Annotated in this window: 16 protein-coding genes; 7 read left to right on the top strand and 9 right to left on the bottom strand. The window is 69.2% G+C overall.

Features of this window, described 5'->3' with window-relative positions; all coding sequences use genetic code 11:
- Positions 1-27 precede the first annotated feature (27 nt).
- The 6 genes from ACFWFP_RS06255 to metH all read right to left on the bottom strand — a co-directional run bounded on the left by ACFWFP_RS06255 (position 28) and on the right by metH (position 10,260).
- Complete coding sequence (locus ACFWFP_RS06255; RefSeq protein WP_379293448.1) at positions 28-1,848, bottom strand: choline/carnitine O-acyltransferase; 1,821 nt, start codon at positions 1,846-1,848, stop codon at positions 28-30.
- A 9-nt stretch (positions 1,849-1,857) separates the two neighbouring features.
- Positions 1,858-2,673, bottom strand: a complete 816-nt coding sequence (locus ACFWFP_RS06250) for a class I SAM-dependent methyltransferase (RefSeq protein WP_379293447.1) — start codon at positions 2,671-2,673, stop codon at positions 1,858-1,860.
- Between the two features lie 12 nt (positions 2,674-2,685).
- Positions 2,686-3,549, bottom strand: coding sequence for an arpA protein (locus ACFWFP_RS06245; RefSeq protein ID WP_379293446.1), 864 nt, complete (start codon positions 3,547-3,549; stop codon positions 2,686-2,688).
- A gap of 180 nt (positions 3,550-3,729) precedes the next feature.
- A complete protein-coding gene (locus tag ACFWFP_RS06240) occupies positions 3,730-4,401 on the bottom strand; it encodes an HAD family hydrolase (protein ID WP_379293445.1) in 672 nt (223 codons plus the stop codon).
- Positions 4,402-4,481: 80 nt separating this feature from the next.
- Positions 4,482-6,431 carry a protein kinase gene (locus ACFWFP_RS06235; RefSeq protein WP_379293444.1) on the bottom strand — a complete coding sequence of 650 codons (1,950 nt, stop codon included), beginning with the start codon at positions 6,429-6,431 and terminating at the stop codon, positions 4,482-4,484.
- Positions 6,432-6,663: 232 nt separating this feature from the next.
- Complete coding sequence (gene metH / locus ACFWFP_RS06230; protein ID WP_379293443.1) at positions 6,664-10,260, bottom strand: methionine synthase; 3,597 nt, start codon at positions 10,258-10,260, stop codon at positions 6,664-6,666.
- A gap of 192 nt (positions 10,261-10,452) precedes the next feature.
- On the opposite strand from metH, the gene ACFWFP_RS06225 reads away from it, so the two are divergent.
- Positions 10,453-11,283, top strand: a complete 831-nt coding sequence (locus tag ACFWFP_RS06225) for a PAC2 family protein (RefSeq protein WP_266295485.1) — start codon at positions 10,453-10,455, stop codon at positions 11,281-11,283.
- Between the two features lie 297 nt (positions 11,284-11,580).
- On the opposite strand, the gene ACFWFP_RS06220 is transcribed toward ACFWFP_RS06225, so the two are convergent.
- Positions 11,581-11,886, bottom strand: coding sequence for a hypothetical protein (locus ACFWFP_RS06220; RefSeq protein ID WP_056809962.1), 306 nt, complete (start codon positions 11,884-11,886; stop codon positions 11,581-11,583).
- 348 nt (positions 11,887-12,234) lie between these two features.
- Between ACFWFP_RS06220 and ACFWFP_RS06215 the strand changes: the two genes are divergently transcribed.
- The 4 genes from ACFWFP_RS06215 to ACFWFP_RS06200 all read left to right on the top strand — a co-directional run bounded on the left by ACFWFP_RS06215 (position 12,235) and on the right by ACFWFP_RS06200 (position 20,952).
- Positions 12,235-13,374 carry an XRE family transcriptional regulator gene (locus tag ACFWFP_RS06215; RefSeq protein ID WP_379293442.1) on the top strand — a complete coding sequence of 380 codons (1,140 nt, stop codon included), beginning with the start codon at positions 12,235-12,237 and terminating at the stop codon, positions 13,372-13,374.
- A gap of 132 nt (positions 13,375-13,506) precedes the next feature.
- Positions 13,507-15,009, top strand: coding sequence for a TIGR02677 family protein (locus tag ACFWFP_RS06210; protein ID WP_379293786.1), 1,503 nt, complete (start codon positions 13,507-13,509; stop codon positions 15,007-15,009).
- A gap of 73 nt (positions 15,010-15,082) precedes the next feature.
- Complete coding sequence (locus ACFWFP_RS06205; RefSeq protein ID WP_379293441.1) at positions 15,083-16,462, top strand: TIGR02678 family protein; 1,380 nt, start codon at positions 15,083-15,085, stop codon at positions 16,460-16,462.
- A 2-nt stretch (positions 16,463-16,464) separates the two neighbouring features.
- Positions 16,465-20,952: an SbcC/MukB-like Walker B domain-containing protein gene (locus ACFWFP_RS06200; protein ID WP_379293440.1), complete on the top strand. Its 4,488-nt coding sequence runs from the start codon at positions 16,465-16,467 to the stop codon at positions 20,950-20,952.
- Between the two features lie 122 nt (positions 20,953-21,074).
- On the opposite strand, the gene ACFWFP_RS06195 is transcribed toward ACFWFP_RS06200, so the two are convergent.
- Positions 21,075-22,055: a helix-turn-helix transcriptional regulator gene (locus ACFWFP_RS06195; RefSeq protein ID WP_379293439.1), complete on the bottom strand. Its 981-nt coding sequence runs from the start codon at positions 22,053-22,055 to the stop codon at positions 21,075-21,077.
- Positions 22,056-22,119: 64 nt separating this feature from the next.
- Here ACFWFP_RS06195 and ACFWFP_RS06190 point away from each other — a divergent pair, with 64 nt between their 5' ends.
- Positions 22,120-22,539, top strand: coding sequence for a RidA family protein (locus tag ACFWFP_RS06190; protein ID WP_379293438.1), 420 nt, complete (start codon positions 22,120-22,122; stop codon positions 22,537-22,539).
- Between the two features lie 97 nt (positions 22,540-22,636).
- Here ACFWFP_RS06190 and ACFWFP_RS06185 read toward each other — a convergent pair whose 3' ends face one another.
- Complete coding sequence (locus tag ACFWFP_RS06185; RefSeq protein ID WP_379293437.1) at positions 22,637-23,644, bottom strand: helix-turn-helix transcriptional regulator; 1,008 nt, start codon at positions 23,642-23,644, stop codon at positions 22,637-22,639.
- Between the two features lie 85 nt (positions 23,645-23,729).
- Here ACFWFP_RS06185 and ACFWFP_RS06180 point away from each other — a divergent pair, with 85 nt between their 5' ends.
- On the top strand, positions 23,730-24,869 hold the full coding sequence (locus ACFWFP_RS06180; RefSeq protein ID WP_379293436.1) for an epoxide hydrolase family protein: 1,140 nt from the start codon (positions 23,730-23,732) through the stop codon (positions 24,867-24,869).
- Positions 24,870-24,887 lie beyond the last annotated feature (18 nt).

The raw sequence follows: 24,887 nt of genomic DNA, 5'->3' as shown, positions 1-24,887 counted from the left end.
CGCGCGGTGCGGCACGCCGGGAAACGATCACGCCGGTTGAGCGAGCAGTTCGCGCAGGTCGGCTACGGCCGTGCGCAGGTGATCGGCGAAGGCGTACATCTGGTCGGACACCGATTTCGGCGTGGCCAGGTAGATGTTCCACCGATCCGGGAGCAGCACGTAGGCGATGCCGATGCAGCGCGGGCTGGTCGAGCCGAAACCGAAGTAGCGGATGTACTTCGACGGGGCCGAGCTGGTCGAGAGGTAGTCGTCGCGCATGATCGTCCAGCCGGGGCTGTCGAACAGCGCGATCCGCTCCTCGGCGACGCCGAGCTGTTCGCCGCGGCGACGCTGGATCCACTCCAGTTCCCACAGGTGCTGCTCGGGCGCCTGCCCGGCTTGGCATTCCTTGGCCCGCGCGACGTGGGCGGACGCGGCGGTGCGCGCCGCGGCCAGCTTGGTCTCGGGGTCGGCGTCGCCGGACTCCATCGCGTCGACGAAGGCCACCATCTCCGGGGTCACCACGCGCATGGCTTCGGTGCGGCCGTTGCGGAACTGCCGGGTGGCGATGGATTCGTAGGTGGCGCCGGTGAGCCCCTTGCTGCGCCGGTGGGCGAGCTGGTAGCTCAGCTGAGCGAAGGCATCGGGTGAGATGCCCAGCTTCTTGGCCTCGCCGGTGCCGAAGTCGTCGAACGAGACCAGCGAGGTGGCCGTGTCGGCGGCGAAGCGGGCGAAGTCGGCGCCCGCCGCGGCGATGTCGGCGCGGGCGGCGGAGTCGAGCACGAACTCGATCGGCTCCACCGAAGGCAGCCCCTGCGACTGCGCGCCGCTGGTCGCCGCGTGGTCCTGGGCGGTCCGCTCGAGCAGCGCGTCGACGAACGACAGCACGGTGGTGCCGTCGAGTCCGCAGTGCTCGATATTGATGCCGGACTGACCGTCGGCGAAGACGATGAACGACACCGACTTGTCGAAGTAGCGGTTGCCGCTGTCACCGTGGAGCAGCTGATCGCAGGCGTGCAGTTCGTCGCGCGGGGCGAAGTCTTCCAGGCACACCGAGAACAGTGCCGTCTCCACCGCGTCGAAGGCTTCGACATTGGCGGGCTCGCTGCGCAGGACTTCGCGGCTGCGCGCCCATGCCGCACGGGCTTTCGTGGTGAGATGGCCGACCGAGGTGTCGGTCGCGGCGGGCTTGGTGCCGCCCTTGATCACCGCTCGCAGCCCGTCGACCACGTCGTCGAACGCGTACGGCGCGCCGTCGGGTCCGATGACGTCCATCCGGAAGATGTTGCCGCGGTAGAAGACCGCGATGTGGCGGGCATCCGAGGGGCCGGGCCATTCCGGGCTGTAGGGCTTGCGGACGCTGTCCTGGATCTCGCCGGGAATCCGGGTCTCGGAGAACAGGTACTTGTTCTGCCACATCGACAGGGCCTGCCCGCGCTGGGTCACCGGCGCGATCTTCTCCGCGTCCAGTGCCAGCTTGTAGTCGACTGCCGCCCCGATGATCGCGGCGGCCCGCTCGGTCTGCCCGGCGATGGTCGACGCCGCCAGCGGGGTGTCGTCACGGAACAGGAACACGAAGTTGGCGTTGATCGCGATCCGGTCCCGGCGGCCCAGGTACCGCGACGGCCAGAACTCGTCGAGCCAGCTACCGACGCCGGGGGTGGCGTCGTAGTCGGCCAGGGCGGCGTGCAGCGCGCGCCCCGCCCCACCGGGGCGCAGCAGCTCGGCTACCGCGCCCTCGGTGGTGGCGTATTCTTCGGCGCCGAGCAGGGGCTGACACCACTGCAGGAACCGCGCGCAACTGTCGTCCAGACTCGGCAGCGGTACCCGGGGCAGCGTGTCTTCGGCGGCGAACGTGGGTTGGTTCAATCCAAGTCCTCAGGTCTCGATGGGATGCGGGCGGGACAGGAACAGGTTGGCATAGAGCCAGCCTTCGGCTTCGTGGTCGGTGGTGTCGATTCCCTTGGCCGCCAACGCATCCAGCACCTGTTCCCGTTCCTGCGACGAGGCGAACCTCCGCTGCTGGAACATACCGGGACGTTGCTCGCTGCGATAGCCGAGCGCGGCCAGTTCCTCGGCGATGGGACCGAAATCGAACATCCGCAACACGAAATGCGCCATCCACGGTCGCTTGCGCGGATCTGCCTGGGCGACCCTGGACAGGGTTTTCTCGGTGATGTAGCCGACGCATCCGGTGGAGATCACCAGATCGGCGGAGGCGAGCACACGGCGCTGCGCCTCGGTGGGCTCGGTGGCCTCGAGGTCGGCGTGCACGTAGTCGTGCAGAAGTCCGGCGGCGTGGGCGTAGGTCAGCGCCGGGCGTGCGGCGTCCATCCCGATGAAGCGTACGTCGGGCATCAGATCACCGCGCAACCGCTCCCGGTCGGCGGCGATCAGCCCGATCTTGTCGGTGTCGGCGTGATCGCGGTAGTGCCCGGCCAATTCGTCGACGGTGGTGTCGCTGCGCAGCAGCGCCGCGTTCACCCCGTAGGAGCACCCGAGGTCGAGGACCGTCGGGATCCGGCCCGGCCGAGCGGCCCGCAACTGGCGCAGCTGCTCGGCGAAGTGCGGCTTCGCCAGTTCCGGGATCCGGTAGTCCAGCTCGTTCATCCGGGCGAAATACGCACGGGGATCGGGACTTTCGTAGATGTCGTCGAAGGATGCTTTGCCGGTGGTGTGCAACGGAACGGACATGGGCGGTTCCTCTCAGTCGAGCAGTCGGTCACCTCGGACGGCGTCGGCCGCGGCGGCCACGTGGTCGGGCAGGACACGGCCGAACAACTGCCTGGTGCGTTCGACCGTGCCGATCACCCCTGGACGGTCCGTGTAGGCGAAAATCGCCGAATGTCGTTGACCCGCACCGGCCACCTCGGTGACGCGATGCAGGGAGAAGCGGCCCTTGAACAGCTGTAGATCGCCGGGGCGCAGTTCCAGCGCGCGGATGAGGCGGGCGCCGTCACCGGTGAGCACGTCGCGCACGTCGTCGAGGTGCTCGGCGTGCGGGTCGCGGATATTGGGGCAGTATTCGAACACCCCGCCGGCGTCGGGTGTGCGGGTGAGCATGCTGACGGTGAATTCGTTGGTGTCGAAATGCCACGGATGCGACATCCCCGGCTCCACCACGTTCAGGCACAAACCCGCGAGGGGGTCGGCGAATTCGTGCAGATCCTCGAGTTCGAAGCAGTCGGCGACGAAGCGCTGGAACACCGGGTCGGTGTAGAGGCGCTGGATCAGCGCCTCGGCGGGGATCCGGTCGCGGGCCACGAACGCGTTACCGCGGTCGAGCACGATCCGCGCCGGATGGCCTGCGGGCAGGTCGGCGTCGAGGGGAATGTTGTAGGCGTTGACCCGCTCCACCTTGTAGTGGGCGTGCGGTGCGATCGCCTCCCCCTCGGCGCGCAGCGTGTCGAGCAGCTGCGGACGGATGAACTCGCGCAGCACCGTGCAGCCGTCCTCGGCCAGCTCGGCGCGGGCGGCGTCGATGGCCGCCTGCCTGCCCGAACCACCGAGATCGGTGAGTGGATACCGTGCGATGTCGACGATTTCGTCAAGCCCCCGCGTGCCCGTCATGTACCCAGTTTGCGGGAATATTCGCGCGAGCGCCCGTGGTTTCGACAAATCGGGCGTATCCCGGGAAGATCACAATCGTGCGAATTCAACTGTGCGGCAACAGTTTTCGTAAATTCAACCTGGGTTTCGGTACTATCACGGTAGGCTATTGCGCTCTATCACGCGACGCTGTCGAAACATTCACACGCGTGCGTCGAGTGCGGCCCGCAGATCGTCGGCCGACAAGCCGACCAGCGACTCCCGGAACACCCGCCCCGGCACCTCGGGAACCGCGATCTCGCACGGAATCACGATCAGACCGCAGCCCGCGCCCTGGGCCGCGAGCGAACCGGTCGGCGAGTCCTCGATCGCGACACAGTCACCCGGGTCGACCCCGAGCAGTTCCGCGGCGCGGCGGTAGATGGCCGGATCGGGCTTGCCGTGCGCCACCTCGTCACCGCAGACGGAAGTGTCGAAGAAGTCGCGGCCGAGGGTGTCGAGGCCGTATTCGGTGAGCGAGCGCTTGGTGTTGGTCACCAGCGCTGATTTCATGCCCGCCTCGCGCACCATGCCCAGTGCGTCCTTGGCGCCCGGACGCCACGGGATCGGGCCGAGCATCAACTCGGTGACCCGGCGCTCCAGGAACTCCCCGGCCTCGGCGACCGTCTGCGGCGACGGGTCGACGCCGATGCCGTCGAAGAGCATGCGCAGCGCGTTCGGACCCGAGGCGCCGATCAGGGCGTGCCGGACCTCGTCGGTCAGCTCGCGACCGTGTTCGCGGGCCAGTTCGCGAACCGCGATGTCCCACAGCTTCTCCGAATCGAGCAGCGTGCCGTCCATGTCCCACAGCACCGCGGCCGGTCGCGCGCTCACCTGTTACTCGCCTCGTTCTCGTCACACATCACCGAAGTGCCCGGCGCACGCCGGACCCCGTTCAGGGTAACGGGTCCGCCTCAGACACCCGATCCGGCGATCTGCAGGTTGCCCGCGTCACCGGAGACCTGGATCCACCGGTTCTCCGAGGTCACGGTGCCATTGGTGAGCTGATAGGTGAGCGTGACGACCGCGCGGTTCTGGCCGCTGGGGGTGATCGAGCCGACAGTCACCGACCGCACCGACGACCAGAACGACGAGTACTGCCCGAACCCGCCGGTCTGCGCCTGGTAACCGGGAGCGAGCTGCGCCCAGGCCCCGCCGATATTGCCGGGCAGCATGCCGTAGTACCCGGCGATGAACTGGTTGATCCGGTCCGGGGTCGGCGGACCGAACGGCGTGGTGGTGATGGTCGTGCCGGTCGGTTTCGGAGTGGTGGGGGTGGGCTTGGCGGAGGTGCTGGTCGGGGTCGCACCGGTACTCGTCGCACCGCCCGGCAGAGCCTCGGGCGGGGCCGACACGGTGATCGTTTCCTGCTCGGGCACGATGACGACCGTGCTCACCTTGCCGTCGACCACGGTCGTGACGGTGACCGGCGATGCCGGGACCTGCGCCTGCTGATCGGACTCACCGCCCCGGTCGCGGGTGACCACCAGCACCACCAGCATGACCGTGAAGGCGGCGACGGCCGCGGCCAACAGCAGCACGGCGCGGCTGTTGTTCGCGCGATCGGTGCGCGAGGGCGGGGCGGGGAACGCGGGATGCAGCCCCGAGCCGTCCGTCGGCCCAGCCGCGGCCCTGGCACGCAGCTGAGCCTGGTCACCGGCGCGTTCGACGCCGTCCGCGGTCGAGGACGCGGCGTCGCGCGGGCGAACGAGGCCGGGATCGCCTGCCGCTGCCTGCCGCACCGCGCCTGCCTGCCCGATCCCGCCTGCTGCCGCTCGGCCGTTCTCCACGCCCCCTTCCGCCGCGTTGCCGACCGCGCCCGACGCCGCACTCCCGCTCACCTCCGGCGACTGCGGCGCGCCGGTCGAATTTCGGCCCGAGATGGCCGAGCGGGCAGCCTTGGCCTTGGCGAGACCACTGCCGAACAACGCGGCCGCGCCCGACTTCGCTCCCCCGTTCGCGGGTGCGCCGGCCGGCGGGATCAGTGTCGTGGCCGCCTCGCTCATCGGCAGAATCTTCGTGGCCGAGGCGGGCAGTGCCGGAACACGGCCCGCCGCAACGTCTTCCAGCGCGACCCGGGCCTGCGCCATCGTCGGCCGGTCCTCGGCGGACGCGGTCAGCAGCCACATCAGGACCGGGGCGAGCGGGCCCGCGTTCTTCGGCTCCGGCACCACCCCGCGCGCGACGGCGTGCAGCACAGCCAGCGGGTTGTCGCCCTCGCCGAACGGCGGAGCGCCTTCGGAGGCGGCGTAGAGCGTCGAGCCGAGGGCGAACACGTCGGCGGCGGGTTTCGGGTTGTCGCCGCGCGCGATCTCGGGCGCCAGGTAGGCGGGCGTGCCCGCCAGGAAGCCGGTGGCGGTGACGGTGACATCGCCGGTCGCGTGCGAGATGCCGAAGTCGGTGAGTTTGACCGTTCCGTCGTCGCCGACGAGCAGGTTGGCCGGTTTCACATCGCGGTGCATGATCCCGGCGTCGTGCGCGGCCGACAGCGCCGCGGCGGCCTGAGCGCCGATCCCCGCCACCTCGATCGGCGGCAGCGTCACCCCACCCGCCAGCTTCACCGCGAGGCTCGGCGCGTTCATGTATTCCATGACCAGCCACGGCTGGCCGTCCTCTTCGGCGACATCGAAGACGGTGATGGCGTTGGGATGGTGCAGACGGGCCGCGATCCGGCCCTCCCGCATCGCGCGCAGCTTTCCTTCGAGTGCCTGCGTACCGGTGAGACCGGGCGCGAGCAGCACCTGCTTCACCGCGACGGTGCGCCGCAGCCGGACGTCGGTGGCGCGCCACACGACTCCCATCGCGCCCGTGCCGATCGGGTCGGTGAGTCGATAGCGTCCCGCGATCAACCGATCCGATGTCATATCGTGCCCCTCCTGCTTACCGCTGAGTCGTCTCGCCCTCCGCGCCACAGCGGGATGAAACTTCCGAAAATCCTACGTGCTGAACTGCTTCGATCCTGTTGCGGGACAGCCCGGTCCATGGACCCGGCGCCGCATCGTGACCAGACTCACATGCGCGGCAACGACGATCGGACCGGTCCGCGGGACCGGTCCGATCTGCCGACGCCTGGCGTATTTCGCTGCCTGCAGTGTCTCAGGCGTTGAAGTATTTCGCCTCCGGATGCAGCAGCACGAACGCGTCCGTCGACTGTTCGGGGTGCAACTGCAGCTCTTCGGACAGCGTCACCCCGACCCGGCCCGCGTCGAGCAGGTCGACCAGTTTGGCACGATCTTCCAGGTCCGGGCAGGCACCGTAGCCGAAGGAGTAGCGCGCGCCGCGGTAGCCGAGCTTGAAGTATTCCTGAACGTCGGCGGGATCGTCGGCCGCGATGGACTTGCCGTCGACGGTCAGTTCCTCGCGCACCCGGCGATGCCAGTACTCGGCCAGCGCCTCGGTGAGCTGCACGCCGATTCCGTGCACCTCGAGGTAGTCGCGGTAGTTGTCGGCGGCGAACAACGCGTTCGCGAAGTCGGCGATCGGCTGCCCCATCGTCACCAGCTGGAACGGCAACACGTCGACCTGCCCGGTCTCGCGAGACTGCTCGCGCGAGCGGATGAAGTCGGCGATGCACAGGAACCTGTCGCGCTGCTGACGCGGGAAGGTGAACCGATACCTTTCCGGCGCATCAGGATTCGGCTCGGTCAGCACGATGACCTCGTCGCCCTCCGACACCGCGGGGAAGTACCCGTACACCAGGGCCGCGTGCTGGAGCACGCCCTCGGTGGCGAGCCGGTCCAGCCAGGCGCGCAACCGCGGCCGACCCTCGGTCTCCACCAGATCCTCGTAGGTCGGGCCTTCGCCGGCCCGCTGCCCTCGCAGACCCCACTGACCAAGGAACAGCGCCCGCTCGTCCAGCAGACCCGAATACTCCGCCAGCGGCAGACCCTTGATCACCCGGGTGCCCCAGAACGGCGGCGTCGGCACGGGCAGATCCGTGGCCACGTCGGAGCGTTCGGGCACCACGATCGGCGTCTCGGCGGCCTTGCGTTCGGCCGCGATCCGCTTGGACCGCTCGTGGCGCGCCTTGCGCTCGGCGGCCTTCTCCTTGGCCGCGATCGCCGCCGGGCTGTCCGGGTCGAGCCCGCCGCCACGCTTGACGGTCATGATCTCGTCCATCAACCGCAGACCCTCGAAGGCGTCACGGGCGTAGTACACGTCGCCGTCGTAGACCGCGGTCAGATCGTTCTCCACATAGGAACGGGTCAGCGCGGCGCCACCGAGCAGCACCGGGAACTGTTCGGCGACACCCTTGGAGTTGAGTTCACCGAGGTTCTCCTTCATCACCACGGTCGACTTCACCAGCAGCCCGGACATGCCGATCACGTCGGCCTTCTTGTCCTGCGCGGCGTCGAGGATGGTCGCGATGGGCTGTTTGATGCCGAGGTTCACCACCTCGTAGCCGTTGTTGGACAAGATGATGTCGACCAGGTTCTTGCCGATATCGTGGACATCGCCCTTCACCGTGGCCAGCACGATCCGGCCCTTGCCCGCGTCGTCGGAGGCTTCCATGTGCGGTTCCAGGTGCGCGACAGCGGTTTTCATCACCTCGGCCGACTGCAGCACGAACGGCAGCTGCATCTGGCCCGAACCGAACAGCTCACCGACGGTCTTCATGCCCGAGAGCAGGGTCTCGTTGATGATCTGCAGCGGCGGCACGGTCTGCATCGCCTCGTCGAGGTCGTCACCGAGACCGTTGCGTTCACCGTCGACGATGCGCCGCTCGAGACGCTCGAACAAGGGCAGCAGAGCCATTTCCTCGGCGCGCGAAGCCTTCGACGAGGCCGTGGAGACGCCTTCGAACAACGCCATCAGCTTCTGCAGCGGGTCGTAGTCCTCGGTGCGGCGGTCATAGATCAGGTCGAGGGCGACCTGCTGCTGCTCGTCGGGGATCCGGCTCATCGGCAGGATCTTCGACGCGTGCACGATCGCCGAATCCAAGCCCGCTTCGACACATTCGTGCATGAACACCGAGTTCAGCACCTGCCGAGCGGCCGGGTTCAGCCCGAAGGAGATATTCGACAGGCCCAGGGTGGTCTGCACCTGCGGGCGGCGGCGCTTGAGCTCACGGATGGCCTTGATCGTCTCCTCGCCGTCCTTGCGCGACTCCTCCTGTCCGGTGCCCAGGGTGAACGTCAGGGTGTCGACGATGATGTCGGACTCGGCCAGGCCCCAGTTGCCGGTGATGTCGTCGATGAGCCGCTCGGCGATCGCGACCTTGTGATCGGCCGTCCGAGCCTGACCCTCTTCGTCGATGGTCAGCGCGACGACGGCGGCACCGTGCTCGGAGACCAGCCGCATGATCTGCTGGAACCGTGAGTCCGGGCCCGTGCCGTCTTCGTAGTTCACCGAGTTCACCGCGCACCGGCCACCCAGGTGCTGCAGACCTGCCTGCAACACCGGCACTTCGGTGGAGTCGAGCATGATCGGCAGCGTCGAGGCGGTGGCCAGCCGGGAGGCCAGCTCGTTCATGTCGTCGGCACCGTCGCGGCCCACGTAGTCGACGCACAGATCGAGCATGTGCGCGCCGTCGCGGGTCTGGTCCTTGGCGATCTCGAGGCACCGCTGCCAGTCGGCGGCCAGCATCGCGTCACGGAAAGCCTTGGAGCCGTTGGCGTTGGTGCGCTCACCGATCATCATGATCGACGCGTCCTGCTCGAACGGGACCGCGGTGTACATGCTCGACACGGCGGGCTCGTGCTCGGGCCTGCGACGATCGGTGATCGGCGGCAGCGTCTTCTCGACCTCGCGGACCGCCTCGGCGACCTGCCGGATGTGCTCGGGGGTGGTGCCACAGCAACCGCCGACGAGCGAGAGCCCGAACTCGGACACGAACCCGCTCATCGCGACGGCGAGCTCTTCGGGGGTGAGCGGGTATTCCGCGCCGTTGGCGCCGAGGACCGGCAGACCCGCGTTCGGCATCACCGATACGGGGATGTTCGCGTGCCGCGACAGGTGCCGCAGGTGCTCGCTCATCTCCGCGGGCCCGGTCGCGCAGTTCAGCCCGATCATGTCGATACCGAGCGGTTCCAGCGCGGTCAGCGCCGCGCCGATCTCACTGCCGACCAGCATGGTGCCGGTGGTCTCCACGGTGACGTGGGTGATGATCGGGATCCGGCGGCCGGCCGCGATCATGGCGCGGCGGCTGCCGGTGATCGCGGCCTTGACCTGGAGCAGGTCCTGGCAGGTCTCGACGAGGATGGCGTCGGCGCCGCCGTCGAGCATGCCGAGCGCCGCTTCGGTGTAGGCATCACGCAGCGACACGTACGGCGCGTGGCCCAGGGTCGGCAGCTTGGTGCCGGGCCCCATCGAACCCAGCACATAGCGCGGGGTGCCGTCGGCGGACGGGCCCATCTCGTCGGCGACATCGCGGGCGATCCGGGTGCCGCGCTCGGACAGATCACGGATCCGGTCCTGGATGTCATAGTCGGCGAGGTTGGGCAGGTTGCAGCCGAAGGTGTTGGTCTCCACCGCGTCCGCGCCCGCGGCGAAGTAGGCGCGGTGGATCTCGGCGAGCACATCAGGGCGGGTGTCGTTGAGGATCTCGTTGCATCCCTCGAGGCCGCGGAAGTCGTCGAGCGACAGATCCGCGGCCTGCAACATCGTGCCCATCGCGCCGTCGCCGATGACGACACGCCGCCGCAGCGTGTCGAGGAGCGTGGTATCGAACCCGGTGGGCAAGGACGCAGACATGAGTCAAGACTAGAGGGCGCCCCCGACGGACAAGACCACTGTGGGTGAATCGAGTGGCCTGCGCCACTGTTGCCCGTGGAAACACGCAACACCGTCGGTCACCGCAAAACAATTCGCACAAGACACTAGGCTGACCGGGTGGATGCCAGTGAGACCCCCGAGACGGAACTGCCGACCTTGCGCAATCCCGTCATGGTTGCCGCCTTCGAGGGCTGGAACGACGCCGGCGATGCCGCCAGTGGCGCCATCGAGCATCTGGAGCTGATCTGGGATGCCGAGCCGCTGGCCGAGCTCGATTCCGAGGACTACTACGACTACCAGGTGAACCGGCCGACCGTCCGTCAGGTCGACGGGGTGACCAGGGAGATCCAGTGGCCCTCGACGATGCTGTCGGTGTGCTCCCCGCCCGGTAGCGACCGCGATGTGGTGTTGCTGCGTGGCATCGAACCGAACATGAAATGGCGCAGTTTCTGCGACGACCTGCTCGAGTTCATCGAGCAACTCGGCGTGGAGACGGTCGTCATCCTCGGCGCGCTGCTGGCCGATACCCCCCACACCCGGCCGGTGCCGGTGACCGGTTCGGCCTACAGTCCCGAGGCCGCCGAGCGGTTCAATCTGGAACAGACCAGGTACGAGGGCCCGACCGGAATCACCGGCGTGCTGCAGGACCAGTGCGTGAAGGCCGGGGTGCCCGCGGTGTCGTTCTGGGCCGCGGTCCCGCACTATGTGTCGCAGCCGCCGAACCCGAAGGCGACGATCGCGCTGCTGCACCGGGTCGAAGACGTCCTCGATATCGAGGTTCCGCTGGGTGAGCTGCCGAAACAGGCCGAGGAGTGGGAAGCCGCGGTCAACGAGATGACTCTCGGCGACGAGGAGATCAGCGAATACGTGCGCTCGCTCGAGGAGCGCGGCGACGCGGCGATCGATCTCAACGAGACCATGTCCAAGATCGACGGCGACGCCATCGCGGCGGAGTTCGAGAAGTACCTGCGCAGACGCGGGCCGGGCAGCTTCGGCCTGTAGCCTCGTGCGCCGCGGTGCCCGGGACCGTCGGCTCCTCGACCGGATCAGCGTCGCGCGGATTCCGTGTACGGCCGGACCGAGGCCAGCGCCGAATGGTCTGTGTCCCACCGGTCTCGGCGGACGAGCACCCCGATCGCGTCGGAATCGCGGTCCCGGGAAGACATTTCACCGTGACACCGGTCGACGGCGCCGCCGCCGGGGAACTCGCTCACCACGATGCTCCCCGACCGGCGCGCACTGGGGGTCTGCCCGGCCACTACCGAGATGGTGGATCGGCGCAGTCATCGGATCCCATGGCTAACGCTCCAGGGTCAGCACTTGAGCGGCCGCCTCGTGCGCCAGCTTCGCGATCAGCAGGTCACGCGGAATCGTCTGACCGGCAAGGTGATCGAGTGACGGCACCACCACGTGGTGCGCATCGGCCCGCTTCAATTCCTGGGTGAGTTCGGCGAACGCCGCACCGTCACCCGCGGGTGCTTCGTGGAACGTCGCGGCGAAACACATGCCCGCGGTCCGTGCGAGGCTGCGTAGCGCATCCTCCAATTGGTCGCTCTGACCATCGGCCAGATCGTCCCGCAAGTATCCATAGATCAACGCTTCCACCCGAACCTCCGTTGGATTGGGATCGCTGTTCTGTTGTCGGACCTGTTGTGTACCGATCCCCCCGCGTCGCGCGACGCGCCACGCGGGGGTACTGCGTTGCCCTGCAAGCTCTCCTGCAGAGCCGGCATCCGGTTGTCGAGCCGAGTACCTGCTTCCATGATGAACAATCATGGCCCCCGGCAGCAGATGTCAATCCGATGACATCTCCTTGCCCTATCCGGGACGCCGAACGTTAACTGGTGGAATACTACCGCCGTGACCGCAACTGATGATCGACCCGTCTGGGCTGTTCGGATGCGCTCGGAACGTGACGCGAGGGGGTGGTCGCAAGCCGATGCCGTTCGCGCGATGCGTGCCAAGTCCTCCCACAACCTGCCGACGGACAGTACCCTGCTGCGCAACTGGCGCCGTTGGGAATCCGGGGAATCGCGACCTGACGACTTCTACGCGCCGATCATCGCGGCCGCGTTCGACACCGTCCCCGCCGCGTTCTTCCCGAAGGCCCGTCCCAACCGGGATGACGAGCTGTTATCGGCAACCGGTATGGACACACTGGAGTTCATCGGGCGACTCAGAATGTCCGACGTCAACAGCGCCACCCTGGACGCGGTGCGGATCACCGCCGAAAGGCTGTGCTGCGAATACGCCTACGCCGACCCCTACGCACTGCACACCGAGGGGACCGCGTGGCTGCGCCGGATCACCTCTCTGCTCGATGGCAGACTGACGCTGAGCCAGCATCGGGAAATCCTCGTCCTGGCAGGCTGGGTCGCGTTGCTGGTCGGTTGCGTCGACTACGATCTGGGCCGGCGGGGCGGCGCCGAAGCCACCCGCCGGGCCGCCGATTCGCTGGGCCGCGAGGCAGGCAATGCCGAGATCGTCGGGTGGGCCGCGGAGATGTCGGCGTGGTTCGCGTTGACGCAGGGCAACTTCCGTGGCGCGATCGATGTCTCGGAGAAGGCGATGGCCGGCACCACGTCGTCGAGTGTGGGGGTGCAGCTGGCGGCGCAGCGCGCCAAGGGCTGGGCCCGGCTCGGTGATCGCCGCAATGTGCAGACCGCCCTCGACGAGGGCAGGGCGATCCTGTCGCGGATGGGTCATCCGGCCGATCTGGACAACCACTTCGTCGTCGATGCCACGAAATTCGACTTCTACGCGATGGACTGCTGCCGGGTGGCGGGCCAGGATCGACTGGCCGAGCGCTACGCCCAGCAGGTGATCAGCGATTCGACCCGACCGGACGGTTCGATCCGCAATCCCATGCGGGTCTCGGAGGCGCGGCTGACCCTGGCCGTCGTGGCCGTGCGCGATCGCGACCTCGAGCGCGCGGTCGAGGAGGGTGTCGCGGCGTTCTCCGCGGGACGCAAGTCGCTGCCGTCGCTGGCATGGATCGCGGGCGAGGCGGCCAGGGAGATCATCGAACGCTACCCAGGAGATCAGCGCACCCAAACGTTCCTCGAGCAGCTGCGATCGCTCAATGTCGGGTGAGCTCACGCGGCGATGCCACGCCGATCGGGGACGGGTCCGGCGGAGCACGGGAAGGCCACCACTAACCTGTCTACGGTGACCGACTCCGCCGACGGCCTGCCCAGCGCCGTACCCGCCCTCTGGGACGAGCGTCTGCGGTTGTTCTCGTTCGCGACCGCCGAGAAGCGCGCCGACTACCTGCGGGTGCTGCGCGCCTTCGACAGCGCTCGGGCCGCCTACGTGGTGTTGTTGCACGCCGACGACGTCGCCGAGTGGATAGTCAGAGCCGAGGCGGGCGGTCGGGTCGAGGCGGCCGCGGGTGTCCCACTGCCCGCGGTCGAGATCGGGCCACTGCTCGAGCAACTGCATCGCTGGGGCGTGCTCGAACGCAGCTACGACGGCACCCGCGCGGCCACCCTGGCCGAGTACCGCAACCGGCACTACGTCTACCAGTTCGCCCAGGCCGGGTTCCAGGCCTACCGGGCGGTGGCCGGCGTGCTCGCGGCGCGGATGGAGGACGCGTCGCTGTCGCGGCTGGTGCTGCCCGAGCTGCTCGCCGACCTGCACACCCTCGCCACCGCCAACCGCGACGGCGACGCCGAGCGGGTCTACACCACCTTGCGCAGGCTCGACGCCGCGCTCACCGACATGGCCGCGCGCGCCGCGCATTTCTACCTGTCACTGGGCGATCTGGTGCGCACCACCGAGATCACGCCGGAATCCTTTCTCGCGCACAAGGACGCGCTGCTGGCGCACATGCGGGAGTTCAGCATGGATCTGGCCCGGTTCGCCCCGCGGTTGGCGGCGGCGATCGGCGACGTCGAGGCGACGGGGGTCGAGCAGTTGATCGACCGCGCGGCCGGGTGCGACGAGCGGGTGTTGCTGAGTTTCGCCGAGCGCGAAGCGGATTGGCGTTCCCGCTGGGACGGGTTGCGCACCTGGTTCGTCACCGCGGGCAGCGAGTCGTCGGAAACCTGCGAGGCCGATCGGCTGCGCGAGGCGACGATGAGCGCGATCGCGGCGGTGCTGTCGCTGTTGCGCCGGGTCACCGAGACCCGCCGCGGTGGCGTCAGCCGGGAATCGGCGTTGCGCCACCTGGCCGAATGGTTCGTCGCCACCCCCAGCGCGGGCAGCGCGCACGCGCTCTACGACGCGGTGTTCGGGCTGGGCAGGCCGCGCCATCTGTCACTCGAGCATCCCGACGCGGAGCTGATCCCCACCAGCCGATCCTGGTGGGAAGCACCGCCTTTGGAGATCTCGCGCACGCTCGCCGAAACCGGTCGCGCGCCCACGGCGGGCGCCCCGGCCCGGATCGCGCGCAACGACGCGGGCGTGCGGCGGCTGCGGGAGGCGCAACTGGCGGCACAGCGCGAACGCACCGCGGCCGCCGCCTCGCTGTCGCGGGGCAATGTGCACGAACGAGTGCTGGATCAGCGTGAGACCGAGGTGCTGTTGCGGCTGATCGACGCCGCCTCGACCGCATGGGTTCCGGTGAGCGGAAAGGTCGACGGCACCACAGGTTCCGACAACGGTGTCACGTTGACAGTGCGCCCCTGCGACGGGTCGACGGTCATCCGCACCGCGGCGGGGCTGCTCCATCTGAACAACCGTCGTCTCGAAGTTCGCGAGTCGAGCCGTCGCGGGGTGGCGCGATGAGACGGCGTATCGACTCGCTCGATCGCGGCGTCCACCGGTCGGCGCGACCGACGCCGGCGCGAGAGGCGAGACTGTGAAGCGACAACGGATCGATGCGCTCGCACTCGACAGCTATCAGCGAGCGGCGCGAATGATGCTGGCCAATCACCTCATCACCCGGGTGTATCCCGACCGGATCGCGTTGCCGTTGATTCGGCGGTGGGCGACGGAATTGCGCGAGGATCTGGCCGAATTGTTCGGTTACCGCTTGGAGGTCACCGAGACCACGGCCCGGCTGTACCCGGTGCACGATCGGCTCGACGACGCCCGGCCCGCCCGCAGCGTCAACGATCGCGTCTTCGACCGCCGCCGCTACGCCTATCTGTCGCTGGCGCTGGCCGCGCTCGGCCGGGCCGGCGACCAGATCACCCTGTCGGAATTGGCCGAGCACGTGGCCGATTACGCGAGCCGGATCGAGGGCCTCGACCTGTCGACCGAGCGGGCCGCCGATCGCGACGCCTTCGTCGATGCCGTCGGCTGGCTGGGCGCGCGAGGTGCGCTGACCCTGGCCGACGGCGACGCGGGCGGCTGGGCCAGCGACCCGGAGGCGGGCGAGGCACTCTACGACATCGACCGGCCGGTGGTTTTCGCGCTGTTCCGGCCCCCGCGAGCGCTGCAACACCTGCACAGCGTGCGTGGCCTGCTGGCCGAGGACACCGAACAGGCACCGTCCGATCAGGCCCGGCGGGTTCGCCGGGCACTGGTGGAGCGTCCGGTCGTCTATCTCGAGGAGCTGTCGCAGGACGAGCGCGCACTACTCGGCCAGGACCGGCTGATCAACGAGGTCGAATACTGCACCGGCTTGCGAGCCGAGCGCCGGGCCGAGGGAGTGGCCCTGATCGACACCTCGGGCCGGCTGTCCGACACCCGATTCCCCGGTACCGGGACCCTGGCACAGGTGGCGCTGTTGCTGATCGGCGAAATCGCGGACGTGGTGCTCGACATCGACAACCCGATCCCCCGGCGTCCCGGCGCGCTCACCGCCGATGACGCGCTGCTCGACCAGCTCGACGCGTCCATCCCGACGGCCGGTGTGTTCACACCACTCGCCGATGACGTCGAACCCCGCACTGCCACCACCGATTTCGTCGACGACGAGAACGCGGCCGGTGAAGCGGTCACCTCTCCGTTCCTGGATCACGCCTGGGTGCGGACCACGGTCACCGCGCTCACCGACCGCTACGGCGCGACCTTCGCCGCCCAGTGGCAGGCCGATGCCGTCGGGCTCACCACCGAGGTACTCGCGCTGCTCACCAAGCTGCGGCTGATCCGGCCGGTCGAGGACGGGCTGCTGGTCCTGCCCGCGCTGGCCAGGTATCGCGGCGCGGTGGTCACCGTGCGGGTGCGCAAGGCAGAGGAATTGTTCGTCACCGCCGCCGATACCGACGGCAGCACCGGAGAGGGAGGGGTCTGAGCATGTCACTCATTCACGGCGGAGTGCGGTTCGTCCCGACCCGGGCCGGCATCGTCAACCTGTGGGACTACCGCGACCAGGAGTTCAGTTTCGCCGACGGGCGTCTGGTGCTACGCGGGCCCAACGGCTCCGGCAAGACCAAGGCCCTGGAGGTGCTGTTCCCGTTCGTGCTGGACGGGCGGATCGAACCGCGCAGGCTGAATCCGTTCGCCGGTGAAGAACGCACCATGAAGTCGAATCTGCTCTACCGCAAGCAGGAATCGGCCTACTCGTATGTGTGGATGGAGTTCGCGCGCGGCAGCTGGGACGATCCCGAGACCGTCACCGTCGGCATCGGCATGCGGGCCACCCGCTCCTCGGACAAGGTGACCCGCTGGTACTTCGTCGCCGACGGCCGCGCCGGGGTCGACTTCTCCCTCATCGGTCCCGACGACCGCCCGCTCACCCGCAAGCAGCTGGCCGAGCAGATCGGCAGCGACGCCATCGTGGACCGGCCCGTGGAGTACCGGGCGGCGATCGACGCGCGGATGTTCGGGCTCGGCGTGCAGCGCTACGACCAGCTGATCAATCTGATCCTCACCCTGCGCAGGCCCCAGCTCGCCAAGAACCTCGACCCGCGCGGTCTCTCCCAGGCACTCACCGACGGCCTTCGCCCCCTCGACGAGCAGATGATCCTCGACGCCGCACGGTCGTTCAGCGATATGGAGGAGGTCGGCCGCACCCTCGACGGTCTCGTCCAGGCCGACACCGCTACCCGCCGCTTCGTCGACGTGTACCGCAAATACCTTGCGGTACAGGCGAAAACGGATGTCGACCAGCTCCGCAGCCGACTCGACGCCGCCACCTTCGCCGCCACCGCGCTCTTCGCCGCGACCGCCCTGCGCACCCGCCGCGAGACCGAACGCACCGAAGCCGAGACCAGGGCCGACAACGCCGACCAGGCCTACGAACAGGCCATCGCCGACCGCGAGAACCTCCAGCGCTCCAGCGCGTACGAGGGCAAACAGCAACTCGACGATCTGGCCGACGCCGTCCGCCGCCTCGAATCCTCCGCCGCGGCCCACCGCGACAAGGCCGCCGAAGCCTCGCACACGCTGCAACGGCGCGCCGAAGAAGCCTCCCGCGCCACCGAAGCGGTGCGCACGGCCGCCGCCGCCCTCGTCCGTGGCGAAGACGCCGTCCGCGCCGCCGCCGAAGAGGCGGGCATCGAGTGGACCCCGCCGAGCGCCGAAGGCCGCGGCGACCAGTTCACCGCGGCGGTCCGGGGCCACGCGGAGGAACGTGACGCCGACGTCCGTGCCGTGCGACAAGCGGTGGGCAAGTGGGAAACCGCCGCCGCCGACCGCACCCGCTCCGAGCGACTGGCCGAACGCGCCATCGAACTGCGCGACGCGGCCGCCGCCGAAGTCGCGCACGCCGAAGCCGCCGTCGCCTTGGCCCGCAGCGAATCCGCCGCCACCCTGCGCACCTGGTGGAACGCGAACACCGAGATCTTCGCCGCTGTCGCCGAGCCGGCGAGCGTGTCGGTGGACAACACCGGTGGCATGGTCGAGTCGGACAGATCGATCGGTGCCGGCGACCCGGCAGCCGGGCCGGTAGGTGGGCGCACGGACGCGCATCCCGATGACCAGGGCACTGCGAGCACCAGCGTGCCGAAGGTGACCGCCGGTGGGACCGGCTTGTTCGCGGCGCTCGACGCCGCGATGGCCGGTGCGGGCGTGGAGGATGTTCCGTCCGCATCAGAGGTCTTGGCCGAGTGGTGCGAGCCGCTCCGAGAACAGATCCGCACCCGCCGCCAGGAGGCGCGCTCGCGCACCACCACCGCTGCCGCGCGTCGCGATGCCCTGGTCGCCGAGCGCCAGCGGATCGCGGCCCAGCGCGACGATGCTCCACCGCCGCATCCCGCCAGAGCCGCTGTCCGCGAAGGACTTCCGGGTGCGCCGCTGTGGCGGCTGGTGCGATTCGCCGATGCGGTCTCTGCGCACGACGCGGCCGGTATCGAAGCGGCACTGCAGTCCGGTGGTCTCCTCGACAGCTGGATCTGCGGCCCGACGCTGCCGGCCGAGATCGACTCCGGTCACTTTCTGCTGCCCTTGCCCGCCGACCAGCGACCAACCGGCCGCACCCTCGCCGATGTCCTTGTCGCCGAAGAGGATTCGGCCGAACTCACCATCCCGACCGATACCGTCTCTGCCGTACTCGCCTCGATCGCGCTGCACGCGTCTACCCCAGCGGACCGCGCCAACGATGAACACACGCTCTCCGCCGAGAGCGTGACAGCTCCCGGAGACGCCGGGCCTCCGAAGACAGGTGCGGTCTCCGCCCTCACCGCGCTGACCACCGCTGACACACCGCAGGTCGTCGTCTGCCCCGCTGGGTCCTTCCGGCAGGGCGTTCTCGTCGGCCACCATCACAAGCCCGAGGCCGAGTTCATCGGAACGACCGCGCGGGCCCGCAGGCGTGAGGCCCGGCTCGCCGAGATCGAAGCGGCGATCGAGACGGCCGCTGCCGAGTACGACGCCGCGCGAGCCGAAGATTCCTCGGCCACTGCGGAATTGGCCGCGTTGGCCGCCGCCGCCAAGTCTCTGCCACGCCCGTCGACGGTGACATCGGCTTTGCGGGTGGTCGCCGAGACCGCGGGCCTGATGCGCTCGCGCGTCGACGCTGCCACCCAGGCCGAGCGCGAACTCGACCAGACCGTCGCCGACGTCGCGGCCCTGGACAAGAAGGCGCGCGCCGCCGCCCAGGCGCACCGAACCCCGCGCGAGGCACGCGAACTCGACGCGCTGGCCGCCGCGATCCGCCATTTCGAGAACACCGGCACCGGCCTGCTGCGGCTGCGCGCCGAACACGAGCGCGAACGCGAACGCGAACGCGAGGGCACGGACCGGCACGACGAAGCCCGCGCACTCGCCGAGGCGTTCGCCGAAGAGGCCGAGGCAGCCCGGCTGGGCTTCACCGAGCAGCAGCGCAAACTCGACACGTTGCGCGAAGCGTTGGGCGCCGGCGCCGCCGATATCGATCGCGATCTCGACCTGGCTCGCGGTGCCATCGAGGCGGCCAAGGCCGAGCAGCGGGCCGCGCGCAAGGCCGCCAATGCCGCCATCGAGGCGGTCGGTGATGCCGAGGCGGCCTATCGCACCGCCAACGAAGCGCTCGCCACCGCACTCACCGAAGTGCTCGCCGAGGTGCGTTCACTGGCACCCTACGCCCGGCCCGACCTGTTGAGCTTGCTCGGCGCCTCGGTCGAACACCGCTGGCCCAGCAGCGATGCCGCGTGGTCCACCCCGGAGCAACTGCAATACCGCATCGTCGCCGCGGGGCCGCAAGCCGATCCGGTGGTGCTGCCCGACGAGGTGGCCGCCCTGTACGCCGACCTCGACACCGCGACCAGCCAGGTACGCGCCACCGAGGCGGGTCGCAAGTCCACCCGGTCCGCGGTCACCAGCGCTCTCCAGGAATTCGACGCCGCACTCACCGCGTCCGGCCGCGACTACCGGCTGAACTGGGACGCCGCCGACGGACTCACCGTCGTCGCCGTCCACGACGAGAACGGCCAGGCGGCCCTGGCCGACTTCGCCGCCCGCATCGACGCCGCCCGCCGCGACCAGGAACTGCTGCTCACCGATGCCGAACGACGCATCCTCGAGGACGCGCTGCTCACCGGCCTGGCCCAGCAGATCCACGAACGCACCACCGACGCACGCGAACTCATCTCCCGCATGGGCGCGGAGATGAAGCAGCGACGGATGTCGTCGGGCAACACCATCGGTGTGCACTGGATCCTCGCCGACGGCCTGTCGGAGTCCGCGCGCACCATGTGCAAACTCCTCGACCGCGAAACCACCGCCCTGAGCCCGGAAGACCTCGGCTCGGTGCGCGCCCACTTCGCCGCCGAGATCCGCGCGGCCCGCACCGCGCACCCGGAACGTTCCTACCCCGAAATCCTCGCCGCCACCCTCGATTACCGCACCTGGCGCGTGTTCTCCTTCACGCTCATCTCCGGGGACGGTACCGAGGACAAACTCACCGTCGCCCGGCACAGCGCCCTCTCCGGTGGCGAACAGTCGGTCTCCCTGCACCTGCCCCTGTTCGCCGCCGCCCACGTGATGCTCGACTCCGCCGACCCGCAGGCCCCTCGCCTGCTGGCGCTCGATGAGGCCTTCGCCGGCGTCGACGACAACGGGCGCAGCGAATTGCTCGGTCTCAGTGTGCAATTCGACCTCGATCTGTTCATGACCGGCTACGACCTGTGGATCACCTACGCCCACGTCCCCGGCTGCGCGCACTACGACCTGGCCCACTCCACCGCCGAGAACACCGTCAGCGCGACCCTGCTCGTCTGGGACAGCGGTGAGCTCCTCGCCGAGCACGACGGCGGTGACCTCACCACGGCGCTGGGCTCGCCCAACCGCCGCCGCGTCCCGAACACGATCGAGGGCGGGTTGACCCTGGAAGGGATGCCGGGCGAACCCGCCCGGGTGGGCTGATCAGCGCTGCGGGTTCGCCGACGCGTCCCGTCCACGACTGGCGGCAGCCTCGTACGGTGCGACCGCTCCCACCCGCGCACAGCGTGTCAGCGCAACCGCGGCGGTCGGATGCGGCGCGGGCCTCATCGTTCTGATGACACCGCGTACCTGGCCGCGATCGCTGCGGCACGGTCACGTAAGGCGGTGCGCAACCACTGCGGGTCAACGACTTCCGCGTTCGCGGCGAGCTGCCACATCGCCCATTCGGCGTGTCGGCGATCCTGGAAGGCCACCTCCAGCCGCAGGCGTCCCTCGTCGTCCGCTTCTTCGCGGTGGACGGCCACCGCGGTGCCGACCAACTCCTCGCGCCGCGCCGGATCGACCAGAACCCGCACGGTGACGAGATCGCCGCCTGCGCGAAAGCGGGCGCCGCGCTCCCGCCATGCCCGGTCCAGATCGACCCGGTCCGGTCGCCGGGCCGGTTCGGCGAGCGCCTCGGCGGCCACGATCCGCGACAGCCGGTAGGTGCGGTCCGCGCCGGATCTGGTGGCGAGCAAGTAGCCCTGGCCTCGGACGGTGACCAGGCCGATCGGGTCCACCGTGCGCCATTCGGGGCTCTGGTCGACGGCCGCGTAGTGGATGCGTAGCTTGTGTCCGGCGAGCACCGCGCGCCGGACCTCGGTGAGGAGGGTGTCGGGCAGCTCCTCGGCGTCCAATCGGCGCGAGAGCAGATCGGTCTCGGGATCGATGAGCAATCGTTCGGCCGCGTCGCTCGCGGTCTCCCGATAGCTTTCCGGCAGGGCGTCGACCACCTTGAGCATGGCCGAGGCGAGCGCCGAGCCGAGCCCGAATGCCTGTGCGCCACGCCGTGATCCGGCGATCAGCAACGCGAGCGCCTCCTCGTGGTTCAGCCCGGTCAGCTCGGTCCGGAACCCGGGCAGCAACGCGAACCCGCCGTGCCTGCCCCGTTCGGCGTAGACCGGAACGCCCGCCGTGGACAGCGCCTCGATATCGCGCAGCACGGTCCGGGTGGACACCTCCAGTTCGCGGGCCAGGCTGTCCGCCGACAGCCGACCGTGCCGCCGCAACAGCAGCACCAGGGAGACCAACCGGTCAGCTCGCATACGCGAAAACTATGCCAGGAATACACGACAGAGGATGTCGTGTATTCCTGGCAGGTTCATCGGCATGACAAACACCGAACACGCGCCGCACACCCTCGTCAACCCCGACGGCCTGCACGACCCGACTCCCTTCGGCTACAGCCACACCGCCGTCGTCCCCGCTGGTACCGAACTGGTTCTCGTCTCGGGACAGTACGGATCCCGACCCGACGGCGCAGTGGTCTCCCCCGACTTCACCGAGCAGGTCGACCGAACCTTCCGCAACATCGCCACCGCCCTGGCCGCCCACGGCCTCGACCTCCGCCACGTCGTCCAGCTCCGGACCTACGTCGTGAATCACGATGTCAGCAAACTGGGCCCCATCGCCGGTGCCGTCCACGCGCACTGGGGCACCACCCCGCCCACCCAAACCCTGATCGGCGTCGCGAGCCTCGCCACCCCCGACGTCCTGTTCGAGGTCGAAGCCGTCGCCGCCCGCCCCTGAGTGTTCTCCCCACCTGCCTCGGGCTGTCGAACCCGGTGCAGGTGGGGAGAGTTACCGGGCCGCTTTCCGCACGAACAGATGGTCGATGGCCGCAACCTCATCGGTGACGATCCGAGACGCTCGAACGAGCACGGGCGGTCGCTCGATCACCCAGGGCGGCTTGCAGTCGACTCGTGAGCGCACGCAATGCCGCGGTCAGTTCCGGCGAATCATGGACGCGGAACGGCACTCCCAGGGACGTCAGTTGCCCGGCGAGCCAGGTGGGGTCGTCGTCTCGGGTGGCAATGAGGCGGCAGGTGGCGTTGCTGTCGGCGCGAAGGGTGTCCGGTTCCTCGCCGAGTCGGCCTGCGATTCGGCCGCGTGGAGCTTCGATGGTGACATCCACCTGGTATTCGGGTGTGGCCCAGTCGGTTCGGCGGCCTGCGACGTAGTCGGACGGGTCGGCGGCGGGGAGGTCGCGGGGGGCGATCCGGGCACCGGTGGGGTGGGGGGTTTCGATGCGGTCGGCGCGGAAGCTGCGCCAGGCGGCGCGGTCGAGGTCGTAGGCGACGAGGTACCAGCGGCGGCCCGCGGCGGCGACGCCCGCGGGTTCGGTGTGGCGGCGGGATTCGGCGCCGGTGGCGTCGCGATAGGTGAAGCGGAGGCGTTCTCGGTTGGTGACGGCGGCGGCGAGGGTGGTGAGGACCTCCGGGTCTACGGTGGGGCCCTCGCCCGCTCGGACCACGACTGCTGCGCCGACCACGCGCACTCGTCTGCGCAGTGTCGCGGGCAGGACTTGCTCGAGTTTGGTCAAGGCTCGCACCGACGCGTCCTCGATGCCCGCGACCGCCTGTCCCGCGGCGACTCTCAGCCCCACCGCGACGGCGACGGCCTCGTCCGCGTCGAGGATCAGCGGTGGGAGCGCCGAGCCCGCGGTGAGCCGGTAGCCGCCGGCCGCACCCATCGCGGCGACTACCGGATAGCCCAGGTCACGCAGGCGATCGATGTCGCGTCGCACGGTCCGATCGGTGACGCCGAGCCGGTCGGCCAGTTCGCTGCCCGGCCACTCCCGTGGCATCTGCAACAGGGAGAGCAGTCGGAGCAGACGGGCAGCGGTGTCGGTCATGGTGTCCATTCTTCCGCAGATCTAGGACCGGAACTGTCCTAGATGGTCGATAGCGTCGACATCACACCGACGACGAGGAGTCCCGATGACCACCATCCGCCCGTTCCGCATCGACATCCCCCAGGCCGACATCGACGATCTGCACGACCGGCTGAGCAGGGCCCGCTGGGCGGCTCCGCTGCCGGGCGAGGGCTGGGAACGCGGCATCCCCACCGAGTACCTGAACGAGCTCGCCACCTACTGGGCGAATGAATTCGATTGGCGGGCACAAGAAGCCGCGCTGAACGCGTTTCCCCAGTTCATCACCGAGATCGACGGCCTCGACGTCCATTTCGTGCACGTGCGCTCCCCCGAGCCCGACGCGGTGCCGCTGCTGCTGACCCACGGCTGGCCCAACTCGTTCGTCGAGTTCACCCACACCATCGGCCCGCTCACCGATCCGCGCGCCCACGGCCTCGATCCCGCACTCGCCTTCGACGTGGTGATCCCGTCCGTCCCCGGCTTCGCCTTCTCGGCAGCGCCGCGCGAACCCGGGATGACCACTGCCCGGGTTGCCGCGATGTGGGCGAGCCTCATGGACCGGCTCGGTTATGGCCGCTACGGCACCCAGGGCGGTGACCTCGGCGCCTACATCGCGCCGGAAATGGCGCTGACCGCCCCCGAGCACGTGATCGGCGTCCATCTCGACGGCGGGATCGGCATGCCGACCGAGGCCGACGTGCCGGTGATGTCGGCCGAGGACCGCGCGCAGTGGGCGGACATGCAGCAGTGGATGACCGGCGGCGTCGACCACCACGCGCTGTTGCGGGCGGCGCCACAAACCTTCGCGGCGGGCTGGAACGATTCACCGGTCGCGCTGCTCGCGTGGATGATGCAGAAGTTCCAGGAGTTCGCCTACACGGCCGAGCGCGCCGAAGACGTGATCGAGCGCGACCATCTGCTCACCAACATCGCGCTGTACTGGTTCACCCAGACCACAGGCACCTCGTCCTGGCCGATGTACGACGGGCTGCGCACCGGCGGCGGGTTCGGCTGGCCCACCGACCAGAACGTGGTGCCGACCGGCGTCTACGGTGGCGGTTCACCGCTCATGCGCGCACTGGCCGACCGCGGCAACAAGATCACCCACTGGCCGACGAGCAATCCGGGCAACCATTTCGTCGCGATGGAGGAACCCGCCGCGCACGTCGCCGACATCCGGACCTTCTTCGCCGGGCTGCGCTGAACTCACGGCCGGTTCGGC

This window comes from Nocardia sp. NPDC060249, from assembly GCF_042728755.1.
In the GTDB taxonomy this organism is placed as follows: Bacteria; Actinomycetota; Actinomycetes; order Mycobacteriales; family Mycobacteriaceae; genus Nocardia.
Note: the sequence above shows the minus strand (reverse complement) of the source record. Positions and strands in the feature narration are given on the sequence as shown.